Annotated in this window: 17 protein-coding genes; 5 read left to right on the top strand and 12 right to left on the bottom strand. The window is 75.5% G+C overall.

Going from position 1 to position 17,224, the window contains the following annotated elements; all coding sequences use genetic code 11:
* Nucleotides 1–23 precede the first annotated feature (23 nt).
* Nucleotides 24–725: a DUF4328 domain-containing protein gene (locus tag ACGFX4_RS25810; protein ID WP_393078798.1), complete on the top strand. Its 702-nt coding sequence runs from the start codon at nt 24–26 to the stop codon at nt 723–725.
* A gap of 73 nt (nt 726–798) precedes the next feature.
* Here ACGFX4_RS25810 and ACGFX4_RS25805 read toward each other — a convergent pair whose 3' ends face one another.
* On the bottom strand, nt 799–1,668 hold the full coding sequence (locus ACGFX4_RS25805; protein ID WP_393078795.1) for a 3-hydroxybutyryl-CoA dehydrogenase: 870 nt from the start codon (nt 1,666–1,668) through the stop codon (nt 799–801).
* 288 nt (nt 1,669–1,956) lie between these two features.
* Here ACGFX4_RS25805 and ACGFX4_RS25800 point away from each other — a divergent pair, with 288 nt between their 5' ends.
* The gene (locus tag ACGFX4_RS25800) at nt 1,957–2,775 is read left to right on the top strand and encodes an SDR family NAD(P)-dependent oxidoreductase (RefSeq protein WP_393078792.1); all 819 of its coding nucleotides are present in this window, start codon (nt 1,957–1,959) and stop codon (nt 2,773–2,775) included.
* An 83-nt stretch (nt 2,776–2,858) separates the two neighbouring features.
* Here ACGFX4_RS25800 and ACGFX4_RS25795 read toward each other — a convergent pair whose 3' ends face one another.
* The 3 genes from ACGFX4_RS25795 to ACGFX4_RS25785 are packed head-to-tail and all read right to left on the bottom strand — an operon-like array spanning nt 2,859 to nt 5,751.
* Nucleotides 2,859–3,869 carry a ketopantoate reductase family protein gene (locus tag ACGFX4_RS25795; RefSeq protein ID WP_393078789.1) on the bottom strand — a complete coding sequence of 337 codons (1,011 nt, stop codon included), beginning with the start codon at nt 3,867–3,869 and terminating at the stop codon, nt 2,859–2,861.
* A gap of 54 nt (nt 3,870–3,923) precedes the next feature.
* Entirely contained in the window at nt 3,924–4,817 is an 894-nt protein-coding gene (locus ACGFX4_RS25790; protein WP_393078786.1) for a polysaccharide deacetylase family protein, read from the bottom strand.
* Between the two features lie 43 nt (nt 4,818–4,860).
* A complete protein-coding gene (locus ACGFX4_RS25785; protein ID WP_393078783.1) occupies nt 4,861–5,751 on the bottom strand; it encodes an arylamine N-acetyltransferase in 891 nt (296 codons plus the stop codon).
* 49 nt (nt 5,752–5,800) lie between these two features.
* On the opposite strand from ACGFX4_RS25785, the gene ACGFX4_RS25780 reads away from it, so the two are divergent.
* A complete protein-coding gene (locus ACGFX4_RS25780; protein WP_393078780.1) occupies nt 5,801–6,346 on the top strand; it encodes an HD domain-containing protein in 546 nt (181 codons plus the stop codon).
* Between the two features lie 19 nt (nt 6,347–6,365).
* Here ACGFX4_RS25780 and ACGFX4_RS25775 read toward each other — a convergent pair whose 3' ends face one another.
* The 3 genes from ACGFX4_RS25775 to ACGFX4_RS25765 form a co-directional block, all read right to left on the bottom strand.
* A complete protein-coding gene (locus ACGFX4_RS25775; protein WP_393078777.1) occupies nt 6,366–7,106 on the bottom strand; it encodes a nucleotidyltransferase domain-containing protein in 741 nt (246 codons plus the stop codon).
* Nucleotides 7,107–7,195: 89 nt separating this feature from the next.
* Complete coding sequence (locus tag ACGFX4_RS25770; protein ID WP_393078774.1) at nt 7,196–8,701, bottom strand: alpha/beta hydrolase; 1,506 nt, start codon at nt 8,699–8,701, stop codon at nt 7,196–7,198.
* 93 nt (nt 8,702–8,794) lie between these two features.
* Nucleotides 8,795–9,703: a DMT family transporter gene (locus tag ACGFX4_RS25765; protein ID WP_393078771.1), complete on the bottom strand. Its 909-nt coding sequence runs from the start codon at nt 9,701–9,703 to the stop codon at nt 8,795–8,797.
* 71 nt (nt 9,704–9,774) lie between these two features.
* Here ACGFX4_RS25765 and ACGFX4_RS25760 point away from each other — a divergent pair, with 71 nt between their 5' ends.
* Complete coding sequence (locus ACGFX4_RS25760) at nt 9,775–11,148, top strand: PLP-dependent aminotransferase family protein (RefSeq protein ID WP_393078768.1); 1,374 nt, start codon at nt 9,775–9,777, stop codon at nt 11,146–11,148.
* A gap of 95 nt (nt 11,149–11,243) precedes the next feature.
* Here ACGFX4_RS25760 and ACGFX4_RS25755 read toward each other — a convergent pair whose 3' ends face one another.
* The 3 genes from ACGFX4_RS25755 to ACGFX4_RS25745 all read right to left on the bottom strand — a co-directional run bounded on the left by ACGFX4_RS25755 (nt 11,244) and on the right by ACGFX4_RS25745 (nt 14,136).
* Nucleotides 11,244–11,813, bottom strand: a complete 570-nt coding sequence (locus tag ACGFX4_RS25755) for a GNAT family N-acetyltransferase (protein ID WP_393078767.1) — start codon at nt 11,811–11,813, stop codon at nt 11,244–11,246.
* A 10-nt stretch (nt 11,814–11,823) separates the two neighbouring features.
* The gene (locus ACGFX4_RS25750) at nt 11,824–12,798 is read right to left on the bottom strand and encodes a rhomboid family intramembrane serine protease (RefSeq protein WP_393078764.1); all 975 of its coding nucleotides are present in this window, start codon (nt 12,796–12,798) and stop codon (nt 11,824–11,826) included.
* 165 nt (nt 12,799–12,963) lie between these two features.
* Nucleotides 12,964–14,136, bottom strand: coding sequence for a methyltransferase (locus ACGFX4_RS25745; RefSeq protein ID WP_393078761.1), 1,173 nt, complete (start codon nt 14,134–14,136; stop codon nt 12,964–12,966).
* A gap of 46 nt (nt 14,137–14,182) precedes the next feature.
* On the opposite strand from ACGFX4_RS25745, the gene ACGFX4_RS25740 reads away from it, so the two are divergent.
* Nucleotides 14,183–15,124, top strand: a complete 942-nt coding sequence (locus ACGFX4_RS25740) for an ADP-ribosylglycohydrolase family protein (protein ID WP_393078758.1) — start codon at nt 14,183–14,185, stop codon at nt 15,122–15,124.
* A 54-nt stretch (nt 15,125–15,178) separates the two neighbouring features.
* Here the strand turns inward: ACGFX4_RS25740 and ACGFX4_RS25735 are convergent, their stop codons facing one another.
* Together ACGFX4_RS25735 and ACGFX4_RS25730 are read right to left on the bottom strand one after the other, a co-directional pair.
* Nucleotides 15,179–15,805, bottom strand: a complete 627-nt coding sequence (locus ACGFX4_RS25735) for a methyltransferase domain-containing protein (protein ID WP_393078755.1) — start codon at nt 15,803–15,805, stop codon at nt 15,179–15,181.
* 169 nt (nt 15,806–15,974) lie between these two features.
* Nucleotides 15,975–17,192, bottom strand: coding sequence for a beta-ketoacyl-[acyl-carrier-protein] synthase family protein (locus ACGFX4_RS25730; protein ID WP_393078928.1), 1,218 nt, complete (start codon nt 17,190–17,192; stop codon nt 15,975–15,977).
* Between the last annotated feature and the right edge of the window lie 32 nt (nt 17,193–17,224).

The raw sequence follows: 17,224 nt of genomic DNA, 5'->3' as shown, positions 1-17,224 counted from the left end.
GTCCAGACCTGGAGCCTGCCTCGATGCCCTCGCCGGCCACCTACAACCCGCCGCGTACCCCCGCCACCGTCGCCGTGGTCCTGCTCTCGGTCTGCGCCGCCGCCGCGCTGCTGAGCCTGGCCGCCCTGGTCAACCAGTACGGCCTGCTCGGCGACCTCGCCGCCGGGGCCTCCGCGGTCTCCGACGACGCGGTCGACCGGTCGGACCGGATGGTCGCTGCAGCGAGCTTCCTCGAACTGGCCACCATGCTGGCGACGGCGGTGGCGTTCATCATCTGGTTCCACCGGGTGCGGGTGAATGCCGAGCTGTTCGACCCGAGCGGGCACCGGCGCGGGCGCGGCTGGGCGATCGGCAGCTGGTTCACGCCGTTCGTCGCGCTCTGGTTCCCCCGGCAGATCGCCGGCGACATCTGGCAGGCGAGCATCACCCCGGACGAGCGGGGCGTGCGCGCCCGGGAGTCCCAGGCGCTGCTCAGCCTCTGGTGGGCAGCCTTCATCGGCTTCAACGTGCTCAGCCGCCTGGGCTCCAAGACCGGTGACACGGGGGCGGACATCGAGTCGCTGCGCACCGGGACGGCCCTCCTGATCGTCTCCGACGCGGTAGAGCTCGCCGCTGCCGTGCTGGCGATCCTGGTGGTCCGGAAGCTGACGGCCATGCAGGAGCAGCAGTACGGCACCGTGATGGCCCGCGCCTACGGGATGCCGCCGGCCGGCGTCCTGGGCTGACGGCCGAACGCCCGCGCGCCCCGCCCCCCGGAGACCTCCGGGAGGCGGGGCGCGCGGGCGTCCGGCGGCGGGGTCAGGCCGTCGCGGTGTAGTCGTAGAAGCCGCGGCCGGACTTGCGGCCGAGCAGGCCCGCGTCGACCATCCGGGAGAGCAGCGGGGGAGCGGCGTACAGCGGCTCCTTGTACTCCTCGTACATCGACTCGGCGATGGAGACGATGGTGTCCAGGCCGATCAGGTCGCACAGGCGCAGCGGGCCCATCGGGTGGGCGCAGCCGGCCTCCATGCCCTTGTCGATGTCGGCGGCGGTGGCCACGCCGGACTCGAACATCCGGACCGCGGAGAGCAGGTACGGCACCAGGAGGGCGTTGACCACGAAGCCGGCCCGGTCGCGGGCGCGGATCGGGTCCTTGCCGAGCACCTGGACGGCGAACTCCTCGGCCCGGGCGGTGGTCTCGGCGGAGGTGGTCAGGGTCGGGATGACCTCGACCAGCTTCTGCACCGGTGCCGGGTTGAAGAAGTGCAGGCCGATGACCTGCTCCGGGCGGGAGGTGGCGGCGGCCAGCTTCACGATCGGGATCGAGGAGGTGTTGGAGGCCAGGATCGCGTCGCGGCGCTCGACCACCCGGTCGAGGGTCTCGAAGATCTTGATCTTGATGTCCTCGCGCTCGGCGACCGCCTCGACCACCAGGTCGCGGTCGGCGAAGTCGGACAGCTCGGTGGTGAAGGACAGCCGGGCCAGGGCCGCGTCGCGGTCCTCCTCGGACAGCTTGCCGCGCTTCACCGCCGTCTCCAGCGAGTTGGTCAGCCGGGTCCGGCCGAACTCCAGGGCCTCGCCGGTGGCCTCGGCGACCAGGACGTCCAGGCCGGAACGGGCGAAGACCTCGGCGATGCCCGACCCCATGAGGCCGCAGCCGATCACTCCGACGCGCGCGATGTCACTCACTCAGTTGCCCTTCACGGTGGTGCTGGGGGTGGCCCAGCGGGGTGTCTCGGCGTGGCACCGGCAGTGGTGTCCGGTGCCGCGCCCCGGACGACGGTACTACTCCGCTTAACGCCCGTTCACCACCGCCCGCTCCCCGGACGCTCCCCGAATGTCCGCGGACCGCCGGAACCGCGCGTTCTCCGTCACCTTCGGCCGAACGGGTGACACTCCCCGGGCCGCGTGTGAGCCCCGCCCGGGCTGGAGACGGACGGGGAGAAGGCGCGCGCAGTCGAGGAGGGAGCACGGGACATGGGCACGGGATCGCTGACCGGCCAGGTGGCACTGATCACGGGGGCGGGTCGCGGCATCGGCCGCGAGATCGCGATCGGACTCGCCGCGGAAGGCATGGCCGTCGGACTGATCGGCCGCAACCACCCGCCGCTGGTCGAGACGCTCCGCACCTGCGTGCGGCACGGCGCGCGGGGCGTCGCGGTCGCCGCCGACGTCACCCGGCCCGGCAACGTCCGCGAGGCCGTCCGCGCGGTGGAACGCGACCTCGGGCCGGTCGACCTCCTGGTCAACAACGCCGGCCAGGTCGACCGGGACGAGGTCCCGCTCTGGGAGACCGACCCCACCCAGTGGTGGCAGGTCGTCGAGACCAACCTGCGCGGCCCCTACAACCTGCTGCGCAACGTGCTGCCCGGCATGGTCGAACGCGGCCGCGGCCGGGTGATCAACCTCAACAGCGGCTTCGCGCTCCGCCCGGACGGCAACTACACCGCGTACGCCACCTCCAAGGGCGCCCTGCTCAAGCTCACCGACAACATCGCCGACTCGGTCGGCGAGCACGGCGTCGTGGTGCTCGACATCAGCCCCGGCGCGGTCGCCACCGACATGACCGCCGGCATGCCGATGTTCCACGACATGAAGGCCTGGGGCTCGATCCCCTACATGGTCGCGGTCACCGTGGACGCCGCCCGCGGCCGCTTCGACGCGCTGCACGGACGGTTCATCCACGTCGGGCGGGACAACCTCGAGCAGCTGGTCGACCGCGCCGCGCAGATCCGCGAGTCCGACGCCCGGACGCTGCGGCTGCGCCCGTACGGCCCGGACGACCCGATGGCCTGAGAGGTCTGAGCGGTTGAGAGGCCTGAGAGGCCTGAGAGGCCTGGGTGGCATGAGTGGCCGACCAGGGAGGTCGGGCAGGGCGGTCAGAGGTCGAGCAGGGCGGCCAGCTCGGCCTCCGGGAGGCTGCCCGGGGCGCGGCCGGTGCGGGCGAACTCGTTGGCGAGCCGCTGCAGCGCCGCGTTCACCGGCGTGGGCACCCCGTGCAGACGGCCCAGCAGCACGATCTCGCCGTTCAGGTGGTCCGCCTCGATGTCACCGGTGCCCCGGGCCAGGCTCTGCCACGAGGAACCGCCGCCGCGCTCCTCGCCCGGCAGCGGCAGCAGGGTGATCCGGTCGCCGCGGGTCGCCCGCTGCTGCTCGGCCCCGACGGACGCGATGCCGGCCGCCGCCAGCGCCGCCCGGCCCTCCTCCTGCACCCGCCGCCAGACCGCCGTCCGGGTGTCGCCGTCGATCGGACCGGCCACCGCCTCCAGCGCGTTGCCGAGGTTGCCCAGCAGCTTGGCGTACTTCCACGCCATCACCTCGGCGGTGACCGGCGCGTCGAAGTGCGAGGCCGCCAGGTCGGCGGCGATCGCCGCGGCGGTGTCATCGGTGCCGGACGGGAAGCGCCCCAGGTGCAGCATGCCCGAGCACGGCGAACCCGCCGCCGACACCCGGCCGGGCGCCAGGTGGGTGGACGGCAGCCACACGCACATCGCGTACACCCGGCGGAAGCGGCGCAGCGCGAGCCGCTCGTTCTCCACGCCGTTCTGTGCGCACACCAGCGGCAGCAGCTCGCCCGCCGTCCCGGCCGGACGCCCGTCGGGGCCGGACACCGGCTGCACCGACCACTCGTCCAGCAGCGCCTGCGAGTGCTGGGTCTTCACCGCCAGCACCAGCACGTCCTCGGTGGTCAGCGTGACGTCCGCCGGACCGCCCACCGCCGGGACCGGCAGCAGCCGGGTGCCCTCCGGCGTGGTGAACCGCAGGCCCTCGCCGCGCAGTGCCGCAAGGTGCTCGCCCCGGGCGACCAGCACCACCGGGTGGCCGCTCTCGTACAGCCGGCCGCCGATCGTCCCGCCGACCGCGCCGGCGCCGATGATGAGATAGCGCATGCGCCGAGCATGCCACGCCCGCCGACCGGATCCGGGGTTGGGCCCGGGTGTCCGTCAGGAGCAGAGCTGGCTGGCCGTCACGGCCTGCAGGCCGCGCCCCGCCAGGCCGTCCAGGATCGCGGGCAGCGCCTCGACCGTCCCCGGGTGCCCCATGTGCAGGGCGACGACCGAGCCGCCGGACACCCCGCCCAGCACCCGCTGCTGCACCGCGTGCGCGCCCGGGTCGGCGTAGTCGTGCGGATCCACGTCGAAGGACAGACAGTGCTGGTAGCCGACCTGCCGCGCCTGCTCGCGCACCATCGCGTTGGCGAACTGCGCCGCCGAGGGCCGGAACCAGCGGCCGATCGAGCCGGTCAGCCGCTGCAGCCGCTCCGCGCACTCGGCTATCTCGGCCCGCGCCCGGTCCGCGCTCATCGAGGAGATGTCCCGGTGGTTCTGGGTGTGGTTGCCGAGCTCGTGACCGCCCGCCAGGATCCGCTGCGCCATCTGCGGCTGCTGGTCGAGCCAGCTGCCCACCACCATGACCGTCAGCCGTGCCCCGTGCTTCTCGGCCGCCTCCAGCACCGCCGTGGCCAGCGCCGGATCGCCCTGGCCGTGGAAGGTCAGCGCCACCATGGTGCGGTCACGCGGGCCGTTGACCACCTCGGCGGGCGTGGACGCCGCGAGCGGCGGAGCGGCCGGCGGCGTGGTCGGGGCGATGCTCGGGGTGCTGCCCGGCGTCGCGGCCGCGGAGCTCGGCGCGCCGCCGGTCTCGGGCACCGTGCCGGCCGCCGGGTCGGTCCCCCCGGTGGTGGTCAGCTGGGTCGGCTGCGGACGGGCGGCCACCGAGGTCGGCTCGGCCGATCCCGGCTCCAGGGCGGAGGCACAGGCGGCGAGCAGCCCGCCGGAGGCGGTCAGCGTGGCCAGGCGGGCCGTGGAACGCAGCACGGTGCGTCGGTCGACAGTCATCGCCGCTCAGCCTATGCGGAGCCCGAACCCCCGGCGATCCGGTCTACGCCCCTGCGGGTTGCTGCTGGGTGGCGCGCCAGGCGAGGTGGGCGGTGTGGAGTTCGGACCAGAGCCTGCTCCGCTCGGCCGGGCCGAGCTCGGGGAGGGGCAGGTCGAAGCGGTCGGCGAGGGCGGCGAACCACTCGTGCTCGCTGGTCAGCTCGCGGGTGGTTCGCTCCTCGGCGTCCTGCTCGGTCAGGACGAGGCCGATGAGCGCGCGGTAGCTGTCGGGAGTGCGGCGGATGGCCAGCGGCACCTGGGTGAAGAGGGAGTCGGGGGAGGTGGAGAGGCGTCGGTGGTTGGGCAGGAAGTCGCCGGTGGTGACGGGGCGCGGGTCGAAGTCGAGCCCGGCCGAGCAGGCCCGGTCGTCGTGGTCCAGCCGCCATCCGCCCGGGACCGCGTCGGACGGCCGCAGCCGGTAGCTGAACGGACCCTGGCGGTGGGTGACCGACCGCTCGGCCGGGGCGGCGTCGGGGTGGGGGAGCGGCAGCGGCTCGGACGGGCCGTCGCCGAGGCCGACGTCCACGTACCAGTGCCTGCCCTCGCAGTGGACGGTGAGCACCATGTGGTCGCCGGTGGCGCCGCGCGGCCCCGCGTCCCGGCGGGACTGGATGGCTCCCCGGTGGAGTTCGACCCGGTAACCGAGGCTCCCCAGCAGGGCGGCGAATGCCCCATTGAGGTGGTAGCAGTATCCGCCGCGCCCGTTGACGATCCGTTCGACCGCGGCCGCGGGCTCGATCAGGGTCGGAGTTCCGCGCCAGACGTCGACCGTCTCGTACGGTATGCGTTCGACGTGGGCACGGTGCAGGGCGCGCAGGGCGGCCAGATCGGGTGCCGCGGGGCGGGGGAGGCCGAGGCGGGCCAGGTACCGGTCGACGGTGGTGGGGTTCAACATGGGTGGGAGGCCAGTTCGTATGAGTGGCAGTCAGCAGGGGATTTCTCAGTTGCCGGAGCGTCTGCCGGAGCGTGTGGCGGGGCTGCTGGAGCGGGTGGGGGCGCAGCCGCGGCTGGTGGCGCACCTGGAGCTGGTGCACGGGGTCGCCGTGGAGCTGCTGGCGGCGGTGGGCCGGCGGTGGCCGGGGGTCGAGGTGGACGAGGCGGCGGTGCGGTTCGGGGCGGCCACCCATGACGTCGGCAAGGTCAGGCACCCGGAGGAGCTGACCGGGCCGGGCCACGCGCACGAGCCCGCCGGGTACGCGTTGCTGGTGGAGCTCGGGGTCGACCCGGCGGACGCCCGCTTCGCCCGGACCCACGCTTCCTGGGGCCTGCCCGGGATCAGTCTGGAGGAGCTGCTGGTCAGCCTGGCGGACAAGGTGTGGAAGAACCGCCGGGAGGAGGAGCTGGAGGACCTGGTCACCGGGCGGATCGCGGAGGTCTGCGGGCTGGAGCGGTGGGAGGTCTTCCTGGAGCTGGACGAGGTGCTGACGGCGATCGGGGAGGGGGCGGAGGGACGGCTGGCGTACCAGTCGTCCTTCCCGGTGGTCGGCTGAGGGGTACGGGCGGCCGGGGTCAGTCGGCGGGGCCGGCGAGGAGGGAGGGGCCGGCGGTGCGGTGGTCGCCCGCGAGGAGCGGGCCGCCGACCAGGTCGAGGACGGCGGTGACGGTGGCGCCGAGGGGCTCGGCGGGCCCGCCGGCGGCCAGGGCGCGGTAGTCGGCGAGCAGGCGCCCGCCGAGGTCGGGGGCGGCGGCGCGCAGACGCCGGGCCAGCCACTTGCCCTTGCCGCTCCAGGCGCCGGCCGCGGCGAGGAGCAGCTCGCCCGCCGCGACGTGCAGCAGGGCGGCGACGGCGAGCCGCTCGTCCGCGTCCCGGCAGTCGAGCAGGTCGTCGCGCAGGTCGGTGACGGTGTACCGGCGGAGGGCGAGCGCGTCCGCGCCGAGCGGGCGGGGGCCGGCCCGGAGGGTGTCCTGAGCCCAGCCCGCGACCTGCTCGGCGGCGCCGCCGACCGAGCGCAGCACCAGGCTGTCGGCGCAGAGCGAGGCCATGGTGGGCACGCCGTTCGCCCGGTCCCAGGCGAACATGGTGCGCACCGACTCCGGGGTGTGGGCGAAGACCTCGGCCGGCCGGCCGCGCCACACCAGGGTCTCCCGGTACACCTCGGCCGGGGCGGGGCGGATCACCACCACGTCCAGGTCCGAAGTGTCGGTGCCCTCGCCGCGGGCGAGCGACCCGCCGAGGAAGGCTGCCACCGCCCCGGGGAAGCGCTCGCGGACCAGCGCCTGCGCGGCATCGACCGCCTCGGTGATCTCCATGGTCGCCACCCTGCCCGACGACCTGCGGATTTCCCACCGATTTCCCACCAGGCCCTGCACCGGATCTCGCACCGGGTCTTGCATGGGGTCTACCCCTTCCCCGGCTCGGCCGGGCAGAGCACGTCGCCCGCGGGGCGCCGACCGGTGGTCAGGAAGCGCGTCACCAGCGCGTCGCCGCAGCTGTTGCCGTTGGCCGCGTAGGCGTCGTGGCCGCCGGAGTCGACGGCGACCATCCGGGCCCGGCCGCCGAGCGCCGCCCGCAGCTTGAGGGCGCCCGCGTAGGGGGTCGCGGGGTCGCGCAGGTTCTGCACCATCAGGACGTTCGACGGGCCGGCCGGGGTGACCCGGACCGGGGGCTCGGCGGGATCGGACGGCCAGAAGGCGCAGGGCATCACATTGACCGGCATCCCGGCGGTCAGCGGGTGCTTGATCCGCTCCGCGGCGGTCTCCCGGCGGTACTGGTCGAGCGAGCGGGGCCAGGAGACGTCGTTGCAGAGGGTGCCGACCGACACCGCCAGCGCGTTCTGCAGGGCCTGGTCGGGCGGGGTGGCGGCGGCGGGCAGCGGACGCTGGCCGTCGGCGGCGAGCATCAGCCGGGCGACCGCGGGGAAGCGGCTGTCGGCGTACATGCCGTCGAGCAGGGTCTGGCGCAGGGTGTTGCCGTCCAGCCGGGGAGGGTTGGCGCCGGGCCAGGGGAGCGGTGCGGTGTCCAGCCGCGCGGCGAGGGCGAGGAACTGCGACCGGACCTGCTCGGGGGTGTCGGCCACCCGGTCCGGGTTGGCCGGGTCGGCGGCCCAGGCGGCGAAGTCGGGGAAGCGGTCCTCGACGCCCGGGCCGTACGCGGCCAGCCAGCCGCGCTCGACCCGGGTCGGATCGGGGTCGTCGTTGCTGTCCAGCACGATCCGGTCGGTGTGCCTGGGGAACATCGTGGCGTACACCGCACCGGCGTAGGTGCCGTAGGAGACGCCCCAGGCGGAGAGCCGCTGCTCGCCGAGGGCCTGGCGGATCCGGTCGATGTCCCGCGCCTCGTTGGCGGTGGACAGGCTGCGCAGCACCGGCCCGCCGTTCGCGACGCAGGCCTCGGCGACCCGCCGGGCGGTCGCCTCGTTCTCCGCCGTCGAGCCGTCGGCCGCGGGCCACGGCAGCATCCGGACCAGGGTGAGGTCCTCGTGCGCCAGCCCGCAGGAGACGGGGCTGGAGCGGCCCACCCCGCGCGGGTCGAAGCCGACGATGTCGTACCGGTCCAGCACGGACTGCGGCAGGCGCTTGAGGGCGCTGCTCGGACCGTCCAGCCCCGGGTTGCCCGGGCCGCCGGGGATCATCAGCAGCACCCCGTGCCGCAGCTCGGGCCGGGCGGCCGCTATCCGCGAGACGGCGAGCGGGATCGAGGGGCCGGTCGGATCCCGGTGGTCCAAGGGCACGGTGACGGTGGCACAGCGCTGGGCGGCGGCGGCCGCCGGACTCGGGCAGGCACCCCAGACGAGCGGCGGCGGGGAGGCGGAGGCCGGCGGCGCGGCGGAGGCCAGCGGCGCGGTGAGGGCGAGGACGGTGGCGGAGGCGGCGGCAACGGCCGCGCCGCGGTGAAGGGTTCGCATGGCGAGAAGTCTTCTCCGCCCGCGCTTCGCGCACGATCCTGCCAGCTTCCGACTTCTCCCTGGTGCTGGCACCACCCCCGAACCGGCAGCTGACTACCCTGCCGCGTAGGCGGACTGACGCTTCCTCACCCGCGGGTCCGGGCCGGTCAGCCCCACGCCCACGCCCAGCCCGACCAGCGCCGACCCCGCCAGTGCCGCCGGATGCGGAACCCCGGCGCCCAGCACCGCGCCCGACAGCGCCGCCGAGACCGGCACCAGCCCGGCGAACAGCCCCGCCCGCTCCGCGCCCAGCCGGCCCAGCGCCCCGTACCAGAGCAGGAACGCCCCGCAGGTCAGCACCGCCCCCAGGTACAGCAGCGCGAACAGCTCCGCCCCGCTCGGCAGCCGCAGCGCCGCCCGCCCGTCCAGCACCAGCGCCGTCACCACGAACATCGGCACCGCCAGCGCCGTCGCGTACGCGGACACCCGCACCGCCCCCAGTCGGGGCAGCAGCGGCACCGCCAGCAGCGAGAACCCCACCTCGCACAGCAGCGTCCCCACCGCGCACACCAGCCCCACCGGATCGCCCGAACCGAACCCCTGGGTGACCGCCGCGCCCGCCACCACCGCGACCCCCGCCAGCAGCAGCCGCGCCTGCGGCCGCCGGCGCTCCAGCAGCGGCCCGACCACCCCCATCAGCAGCGGCGCGCAGCCCAGCACGCTGCCCACCACCGCCGGCTCGGTGTGCCGCAGCGCCGTCACCATCAGCAGGTTGAACGCGTAGAGGCCGACCGCCGCCAGCGCGAGCAGCAGCAGGACCTCCCGGCGGTCGAGCCGGGGACGCGGACCGCCGGCGCGGCGGGCCAGCGGCAGCAGCAGCGCCGCCGCCAGGACGTACCGCACCGCCTGCCCGCCCGCCGAGGGGAAACCGGCGAGCAGCGCCGTCACCCCGGCCGAGCAGCCCAGCACGGTCATCGCGGCGGCGGCGCGCAGCCCGCCGGAGAAGGAGTCGGAGAGAGCCATGCCGCCACGCTAGGGTCGCAGGTGGTCCGGTCTGAAGGACCACTTCGACCACCGAAGAGAGGACCACTCGGGTGCGAGAGCTGCTGATCACCGTGGACCACACCGCGGGCGACCTCACCGGACAGCTCACCCGCGCGGTCCGCGCCGCCGTCCAGGACGGGCGGCTCGCCGCCGGCACCCGGCTGCCCGCCACCCGCGCCCTCGCCGCCGAACTCGGTGTCTCCCGCGGCGTCGCCGTCGAGGCCTACGCCCAGCTCGTCGCCGAGGGCTACCTGGTCGGCCGGCACGGCTCCGGCACCCGGGTCGCCGACGGCGTCACCCCGCCCGGACCACCCACCCCGCCCCCGCCGGCCGCCGCCGAACCCACCCACGACCTCAAACCCGGCACCCCCGACCTGGCCGCCTTCCCCCGGGCCGGCTGGGCCGCCGCCGTCCGCCGCGCCCTCACCGAGGTGCCCCACACCGACCTCGGCTACGGCGACCCGGCCGGCCTGCCCGCCGTCCGCGCCGAACTCGCCGGCTACCTCGGCCGGGTCCGCGCCGCCGCCGCCACCCCCGACCGGGTCATGGTGGTCAGCGGCGTCGGACAGGGCCTCGCCCTGCTCGCCCGCGTCCTCACCCGGCGCGGCCACGGCCCCTTCGCCGTCGAGGACCCCTGCTCGCCCGGCACCCTCGGCCTGCTCCGCGCCCACGGCGTCGAGCCGGTCGGCGTCCCCGTCGACGACCACGGGCTGGACGTCGCCGCGCTCACCGCCAGCGGCGCCGGGACGGTCCTGGTCACCCCCGCGCACCAGTACCCCACCGGCGTCGTCCTCTCCCCGGGCCGGCGCGCCGAACTCGCCGCCTGGGCGCACCGCACCGGCGGCGTGGTGATCGAGGACGACTACGACGCCGAGTTCCGCTACGACCGCGAACCCGTCGGCTGCCTCCAGGGCCTCGCCCACGACCGGGTCGTCCACCTCGGATCGGTCAGCAAGTCGCTCGCGCCGGGGCTCCGGCTCGGCTGGGCGGTCCTGCCGCCGTGGCTGGCCGCCGACTTCCGCGAGGCCAAGCGCTACACCGACCTCGGCACCGGCGTCGTCGACCAGCTCGCGTTCGGACGGCTGCTCGCGGACGGGGCCTACGACCGGCACCTGCGCGGCCTGCGGGCCCGCTACCGGGCCCGGCGGGACGCGCTCGTCGCCGCGCTCGCGGCGGAACTCCCCGCCGCACGCGTCCGGGGCGTGGCCGCCGGGCTGCACCTGTACCTGGACCTGCCGGTCGGCAGCGACGAGGCGGCGGTGGTGGCCGCGGCGGGGGAGCGGCGGCTGCGGGTGGAACCGGTCGCGCCCATGCGGCTCGCCCCCGGCGGGCCCGCCCTCGCCCTGGGCTACGCCGGCCTCCCGGAACACCGCCTCCGCGAGGCCGCCCACCTCCTCGCCACCGCCGTCGCCGCAACCGGCTGACCTCGGTCACCACCTGCCGGCGGTGGGGTCCGGCCGCTGTGCACGACGGCTGTCCGGGGGCCGCCCGTTGGACCCGGGCGATGGGCCCGCACGTGTCAGGGGATCAGGTCGGTGGGGAGGAGGTCCATCAGGAGGCCGTCGTGCCAGCGGCCGTCGAGGCCGCGCTCGTAGGCGCGCATGGTGCCGACGGGGTGGAAGCCGACCCGGCGGTAGCAGGCGATGGCGGCGGTGTTGTCGGCGGCGGGGTCGATCACCAGGCGGTGGTGGCCGCGGTCGGTGAGCAGGTGGTGCGCGAGGGTGCGGACGGCGTCGGTGCCCAGGCCCCGGCCGTGGACCGAAGGGTCGAGGTAGAGGTCGATGCCGGCGTGGCGGTACTCCGGGTCGGTCTCCTCGTACCACTGGATCTGGCCGACCACCCGGCCGTCGAACTCGACGGCGTACACCCGGGTGGTCGGGTCGTCCAGGTCCTCGCCGACCTCGGCCTCCAGGTCGGCGGTGGACTCCGGGCCGCGCCACCAGCGGCGCACCTCGGGGGTGGCGCGGATGGCGGCGAGCGCGGGCACGTCCCGCTGCTCGGCGCCGCGCAGGAGCACGGCGCGGCCGGTCAGTGCGGGCAGTTCGGTGTCCGCGTCCGCATGAGCTCCGGTACCGGGAACTGGGGGCATGGGGCGAACGCTACGCGCTCCACGGCATCGACGCCGTGATGTCGGCGGTCCGCACCGCCACGAGCACGATCAGCAGTCCGACCAGCGCGACCACCCCGACGGCCTGCACCGCGCCCTGGACGTCCCGGCGCCGCCGGGGCGCGTAGGCGAACACGGAGCCGACGGCGAGTCCGGTGAGGAGTCCGCCGAGGTGTCCCTGCCAGGAGGTGAATCCGGCGGAGATGACCATCCAGATCACGAAGGTGATCAGCAGCTGCTTGCCGCCCAGGGGGTCGTGGTGCAGGCGCCGGCTGAGCACGAAGTACGCACCCGCCAGTCCGAAGATCGCACCGGACGCGCCGACCGCCGACTGCCCGGGGGAGTTCAGCAGGTAGACCGCCACCGACCCGCCGAGCGCGGACGCCAGGTACAGCGCCAGGTAGCGGACCGCGCCCAGCTGCTGCTCGACGACCCGGCCGAGGATCCACAGCCAGTACATGTTGAAGAGGATGTGCAGGATCGCGGTCGGCCCGCCGGTCAGCGGCAGGTGGAGGAAGGCGCCGGTGATCAGCCGGTACCACTCGCCCTGCGCCACGCCGACCCCGTCGAACCCGGGCGGCAGCGCGGTGCTGTGCACCAGGTAGTGGCCCCCGTCGGGGCCGATCACGGTCTGGCCGACCATCTCGAAGCTGTCCACGAACGCCGGGCGGACCAGCTCGATCACGTACGCGATCAGGTTGACCGCCATCAGCACGACGGTCGCCACCGGGGTCACCGCCGTCGGCCCGCCGAACACCGAGCGGGCCTGCCGGACACCGGCGTTGCCCTCCCGGACGCACTCCACGCACTGGTAGCCGACCGAGGCCTCGCGCCGGCACTCCGGGCACGCGTACCGGTCGCAGCGCGCGCACCGCACGTACGACTCGCGGTCGGGGTGCCGGAAGCAGACGGCGGGCGCCGGGGGCTCGGTGCCCGGCCCGGGATCGGCGGTGTGGTCGGCGTCCATGGACTCGGTTCTCCCCCTCGGTCGGTGCCCGCCGCCGGACACCCGGCGGCGCGCCCAACCCTACGGCCTGTCGTGCGGTCCGCGACGGACAGGCCCCGGGCCTCAGCGGCGTACGACCCGCAGAGCCCGGGCCTCGGCGGTGCACGGCCCGCAGAGCCCCACGCCTCAGTGGCGCACGGCCCGGAGGATCACGAACTTCGGGTTGGCGGCGACGGTCTCGCAGCCGCCGAAGATCTTGCGCAGCTTCACGTGGTAGCCGAGGTGCCGGTTGCCGACCACCCACAGCTCGCCGCCCGGGCGCAGCACCCGGCGGGCACCGGTGAACATCCGCCAGGCGACCGCGTCGGTGGTCGCCTGGTGGGAGTGGAACGGCGGATTGTTCAGCACCAGGTCCGCCGAGCCGGACGGGACGCCGTCCAGGCCGTCCCCGACCCGGAACTCGGCCGCCCGCTCCGCGCCCAGCGCGGCCCGGAAGGTCGCCTCGGCGGAGGCCACCGCCTGGAAGGACTCGTCGACGAACAGCGGTTCGGCCGCCGGGTTCGCCAGCGCCGCCGCCGTACCGAGCACGCCGTTGCCGCAGCCCAGGTCGACCACCCGGTCGGGGCCGCTGCGCTCCGGCAGGTGCCCGAGCAGGAAGCGGGTGCCGATGTCCAGGCGCTCCGCGCAGAACACGCCGGCGTGGTTGACCACCGTGCGGCCGGACACCGGGCCGACCCCGTCCGGCAGCGGGTAGCTGTGCGGCCACGGGTTGGCGGGCCGGACCAGCGCCGGGTCCGGGGTGGCGAGGATCAGCCGGGCCTTGCGGACCGCCAGCGAGGTACGGGTCGGGCCGACCAGCCGCTCGAAGAGCTCCAGCGTCGAGGTGTGGATCTCGGTCACCATGCCGGTGCCGACCACCACCGTGCCCGGGTGCAGGGCCGGGGCGAGCCGGTGCAGCTGGTCCTCCAGCAGCGCCAGGCTCTTCGGCACCCGGACCAGCAGCACGTCGATCCGCGCCGGCACCGGATCCCGGGTGGTGAGCAGCCGGACGGCGTCCGCGGCGACGCCGTTGCGCGCCAGGTTCGCGGCGGTGGCGCTGCGGCCGAGGAAGGAGTCGACGATCTGCGTCGGCCGCCGCTCCGCCAGTGCGACCGCCAGCGCCCCCCAGCGGTCCCCGACCACCACCACCTCGCCCGAGAGGTCGACGGCTGCGGGGTGCTCGATCCCCTTCAGCTCCTCCCCGGCCAGGTACCGCAGCAGGTACTCGTCGGATGCGTCCCAGGCACGGAGCTGGTCGCGGGGGTCCTCGGGGAAGCGGGCGAGCGCGAGCTCGCCCCACGGCGTGGCGAAGCGGTTCATCGTCCCCTCAGGCTATCGGAGGCCCCACCCCGCTACGCTGCCCGCCATGATCGACACCACCTGCGCGGAGCGGGCGGCGGGCGCCATCGTCGGCTCGGCCGTCGGCGATGCGCTCGGCGCCCCTTTCGAGTTCGGCCCGGCCGGCGCCTTCGGCGCGCGTTTCCCGGTGCCCGGCGCGGGCGGCGAGATGTGCGGGGGCGGCGGCTGGGACCCGGGCGAGGCCACCGACGACACGCAGATGGCCGTCCATGTCGGCGAGTCCCTGCTCGAACGCGGCGGACTCGATCTCCCCGACGTCTTCGACCGCTTCCGCCGCTGGGCGTTCGACCAGCCCAAGGACATCGGCCTGCAGACCGAGGCGGTGCTCACCGCCGACCTGCCGTGGGACCTCGCCGCCGCGATCCACTTCCAGACCAACCTCCGCGCGGCCGGCAACGGCTCGCTGATGCGAGCAGTCACCGCCGCCGTCCGCTTCGCCCCCGCCGGGCGGAACGCCACCATGGACGCTGCCCGGCGGATCGCCGCGCTCACCCACGGCGACCGGGCCGCCTGGGAGGGCACCGCGATCCAGCACGAGCTGATCCGGGTCGCGCTGGACGGACGGGACCCGATCGCCGCGCTGCCCGCCACGCTCGACGCTGTCCACCCCGACCACCGCGAGCGCTATGCCGCCGTCCTCGCCCCCGGGTGGCACCCGGAGCTGGCCACCGAGTTCAACGGCGCGGTCTGGCCGTGCCTCGGCTCGGCGGTGTGGGCGCTGCGCACCACCGGCAGCTTCGAGGACGCGCTGCGCGCCGCCGTTGATCTCGGCGGGGACACCGACACGGTCGCCGCCGTCACCGGCGCGCTGGCCGGGGCGGTGTACGGGCTGGGCGCCGTGCCCGAGCGGTGGACCGTCCCGCTGCACGTGCCGCTGCCGGGCGGTGGCGGTCGGACGCTGCACCTTGCCGATCTGGTGGGGTTGGCCGAGCGCCTCGCCGCGGCGTGACGGGGCCGACCCGGTCGGTCGTGCGGGCCGGGCCGGCCGGGGCGGGCACGTGGGTCAGGCCGCCACCCGGGCGGAGCCGAGGGAGTCGGCGGCCAGGATGCGTGGGGCGCCCGGTTCGTAGAAGACCTCGAGGTCGGTGACGGTGAACCCGGCGTTGGTGATCATCGGCACGATCGGCCGGTCGAGGTGGCAGCCGGCGAAGGCCCGCTGCTGGATCGGGTCGAGCCGGTGCTGCCAGCGGCGGACGCCCTGGTCGGCCTCGGGCGCGAGGCCGTGCTCGACGAAGCGCAGCACGCCGCCGGGCCGCAGCACCCGGCGGATCTCCCGCAGCGCCGCCTGGGCGTCCGGGATGGTGCACAGCGTCCAGGTGGAGAGCGCGGAGTCGAACGAGGCGTCGGCGAAGGGCAGCCGCTGCCCGTCCCGCGCGGCCAGCCGGACCGGTGCCCGGGAGCCCGCCACCCGGTCGGCGGCCATCCGCCACGCGACGTCGGACGGTTCGACGGCGGCGACGGAGTCGACCTCGGGCGGGTAGAACCGGATGTTGAGCCCCGACCCGAAGCCGAGCTCCACCACCTCGCCGGTCAGGCCCCGGCAGGCCCGCTCCCGGATCGGCTCGCCGGTCTTCATCCCGCACGCCCAGTCGATGAGCCGCGGGACGACGTGTTCGCTGTAGTAGCCCATGGCGCTCTCCCGTACCCCCTGGACCGGCCCGGCCCGCGGCGCGCTCGCACACACCCGTGCGCCGACGGGCGACCCGGTCGGCCGACCAGGTCCTCCTTCCAGGATCGCCGCCCGGCCGACCGGTGTCACGCCTGTACGGCGGCGCCGGGGCCCGGCCGTCGGACAGGCCTCAGGGCGCCACGGTGAACAGCAGCGAGGCGTTGTGGCCGCCGAAGCCGAACGCGTTGGTCAGGGCCGCCTCCGCCAGGACCTTGCGCGGTTCCCCGGCCACCACGTCCAGGGCCACCTCCGGGTCGAGGGTGTCGAGGTTGAGGGTCGCCGGGACGAGGCCGTCGCGCAGGGCGAGGACCGTCGCCAGCGCACCCAGCGCGCCGGCCGCGCCGAAGAGGTGACCGGTCATCGACTTGGTGGCGGTGACCGCGGGGTGGGTGCCGATCGCCGCCGCGACCGAGCCCGCCTCGGCCAGGTCGCCGAGCGGCGTCGACGTGGCGTGCGCGTGCACCACCCCGACCGCCTCGGGCGGCAGCCCGGCCGCCGCCAGCGCGAGCCGCATCGCCCGGACCTGGCCCTGCGGGTGGGCCGCGGTGATGTGGTGCGCGTCCGAGGTGACGCCCGCGCCCGCGAGCACCGCGTGCACCCGCGCCGCCCGCGCCGCCGCCCGGGAGGCACGCTCCAGCACGACCACCGCCGCGCCCTCGCCGATCACGAACCCGTCCCGGTCGACGTCGAACGGCCGGGACGCGGCAGCGGGCGCGTCGTTGCGCGTCGAGTGTGCCCTGGCCTGCGCGAAGCCCGCCAGCGGCAGCGGATGGATGCACGCCTCGGCGCCGCCCGCGACCACCACGTCCGCCCGGCCCAGCCGGATCAGGTCCAGCCCGAGCGCGAGGGCCTCCGCCCCGGACGCGCACGCGGAGACCGGCGTGTGCGCCCCGCCGCGGGCACCGAGTTCGATCGACACCCAGGCCGCCGGACCGTTCGCCATCAGCATCGGCACCGTGTGCGGCGACACCCGGCGGAAGCCCGACGTCTCCAGCACGTCGTCCTGCCCCAGCATGGTGTGCGCCCCGCCGGTGCCGGTGCCGATCACCACCGCCAGTCGCTCCGGTGCGACGTCCGGCGCGCCCGCGTCCGCCCACGCCTCCCGCGCGGCGACCAGCGCCACCTGCTCGCAGCGGTCGAGCCGGCGGGCCTGCACCCGGTCCAGCACGGTGGTCGGCTCGACCTTCAGCCGCCCGGCGATCCGCACCGGCAGGTCCGCCGCCCACCCCTCCGTGATCGCGCCGATCCCGGACTCCCCGGCCAGCATCGCCGCCCAGGTCGACGCGACGTCGCCGCCCAACGGCGTGGTGGCGCCCAGTCCGGTGACCGCCACGGCTTCGGTGACCATACCCACGACAACCCGCTCCCTCTGTGGACAAG

Origin of the sequence: Kitasatospora sp. NPDC048365 (assembly GCF_043200835.1) — a bacterium.
In the GTDB taxonomy this organism is placed as follows: domain Bacteria; phylum Actinomycetota; class Actinomycetes; order Streptomycetales; family Streptomycetaceae; genus Kitasatospora; species Kitasatospora terrestris.
This window is presented reverse-complemented; position numbering and strand designations above follow the sequence as displayed.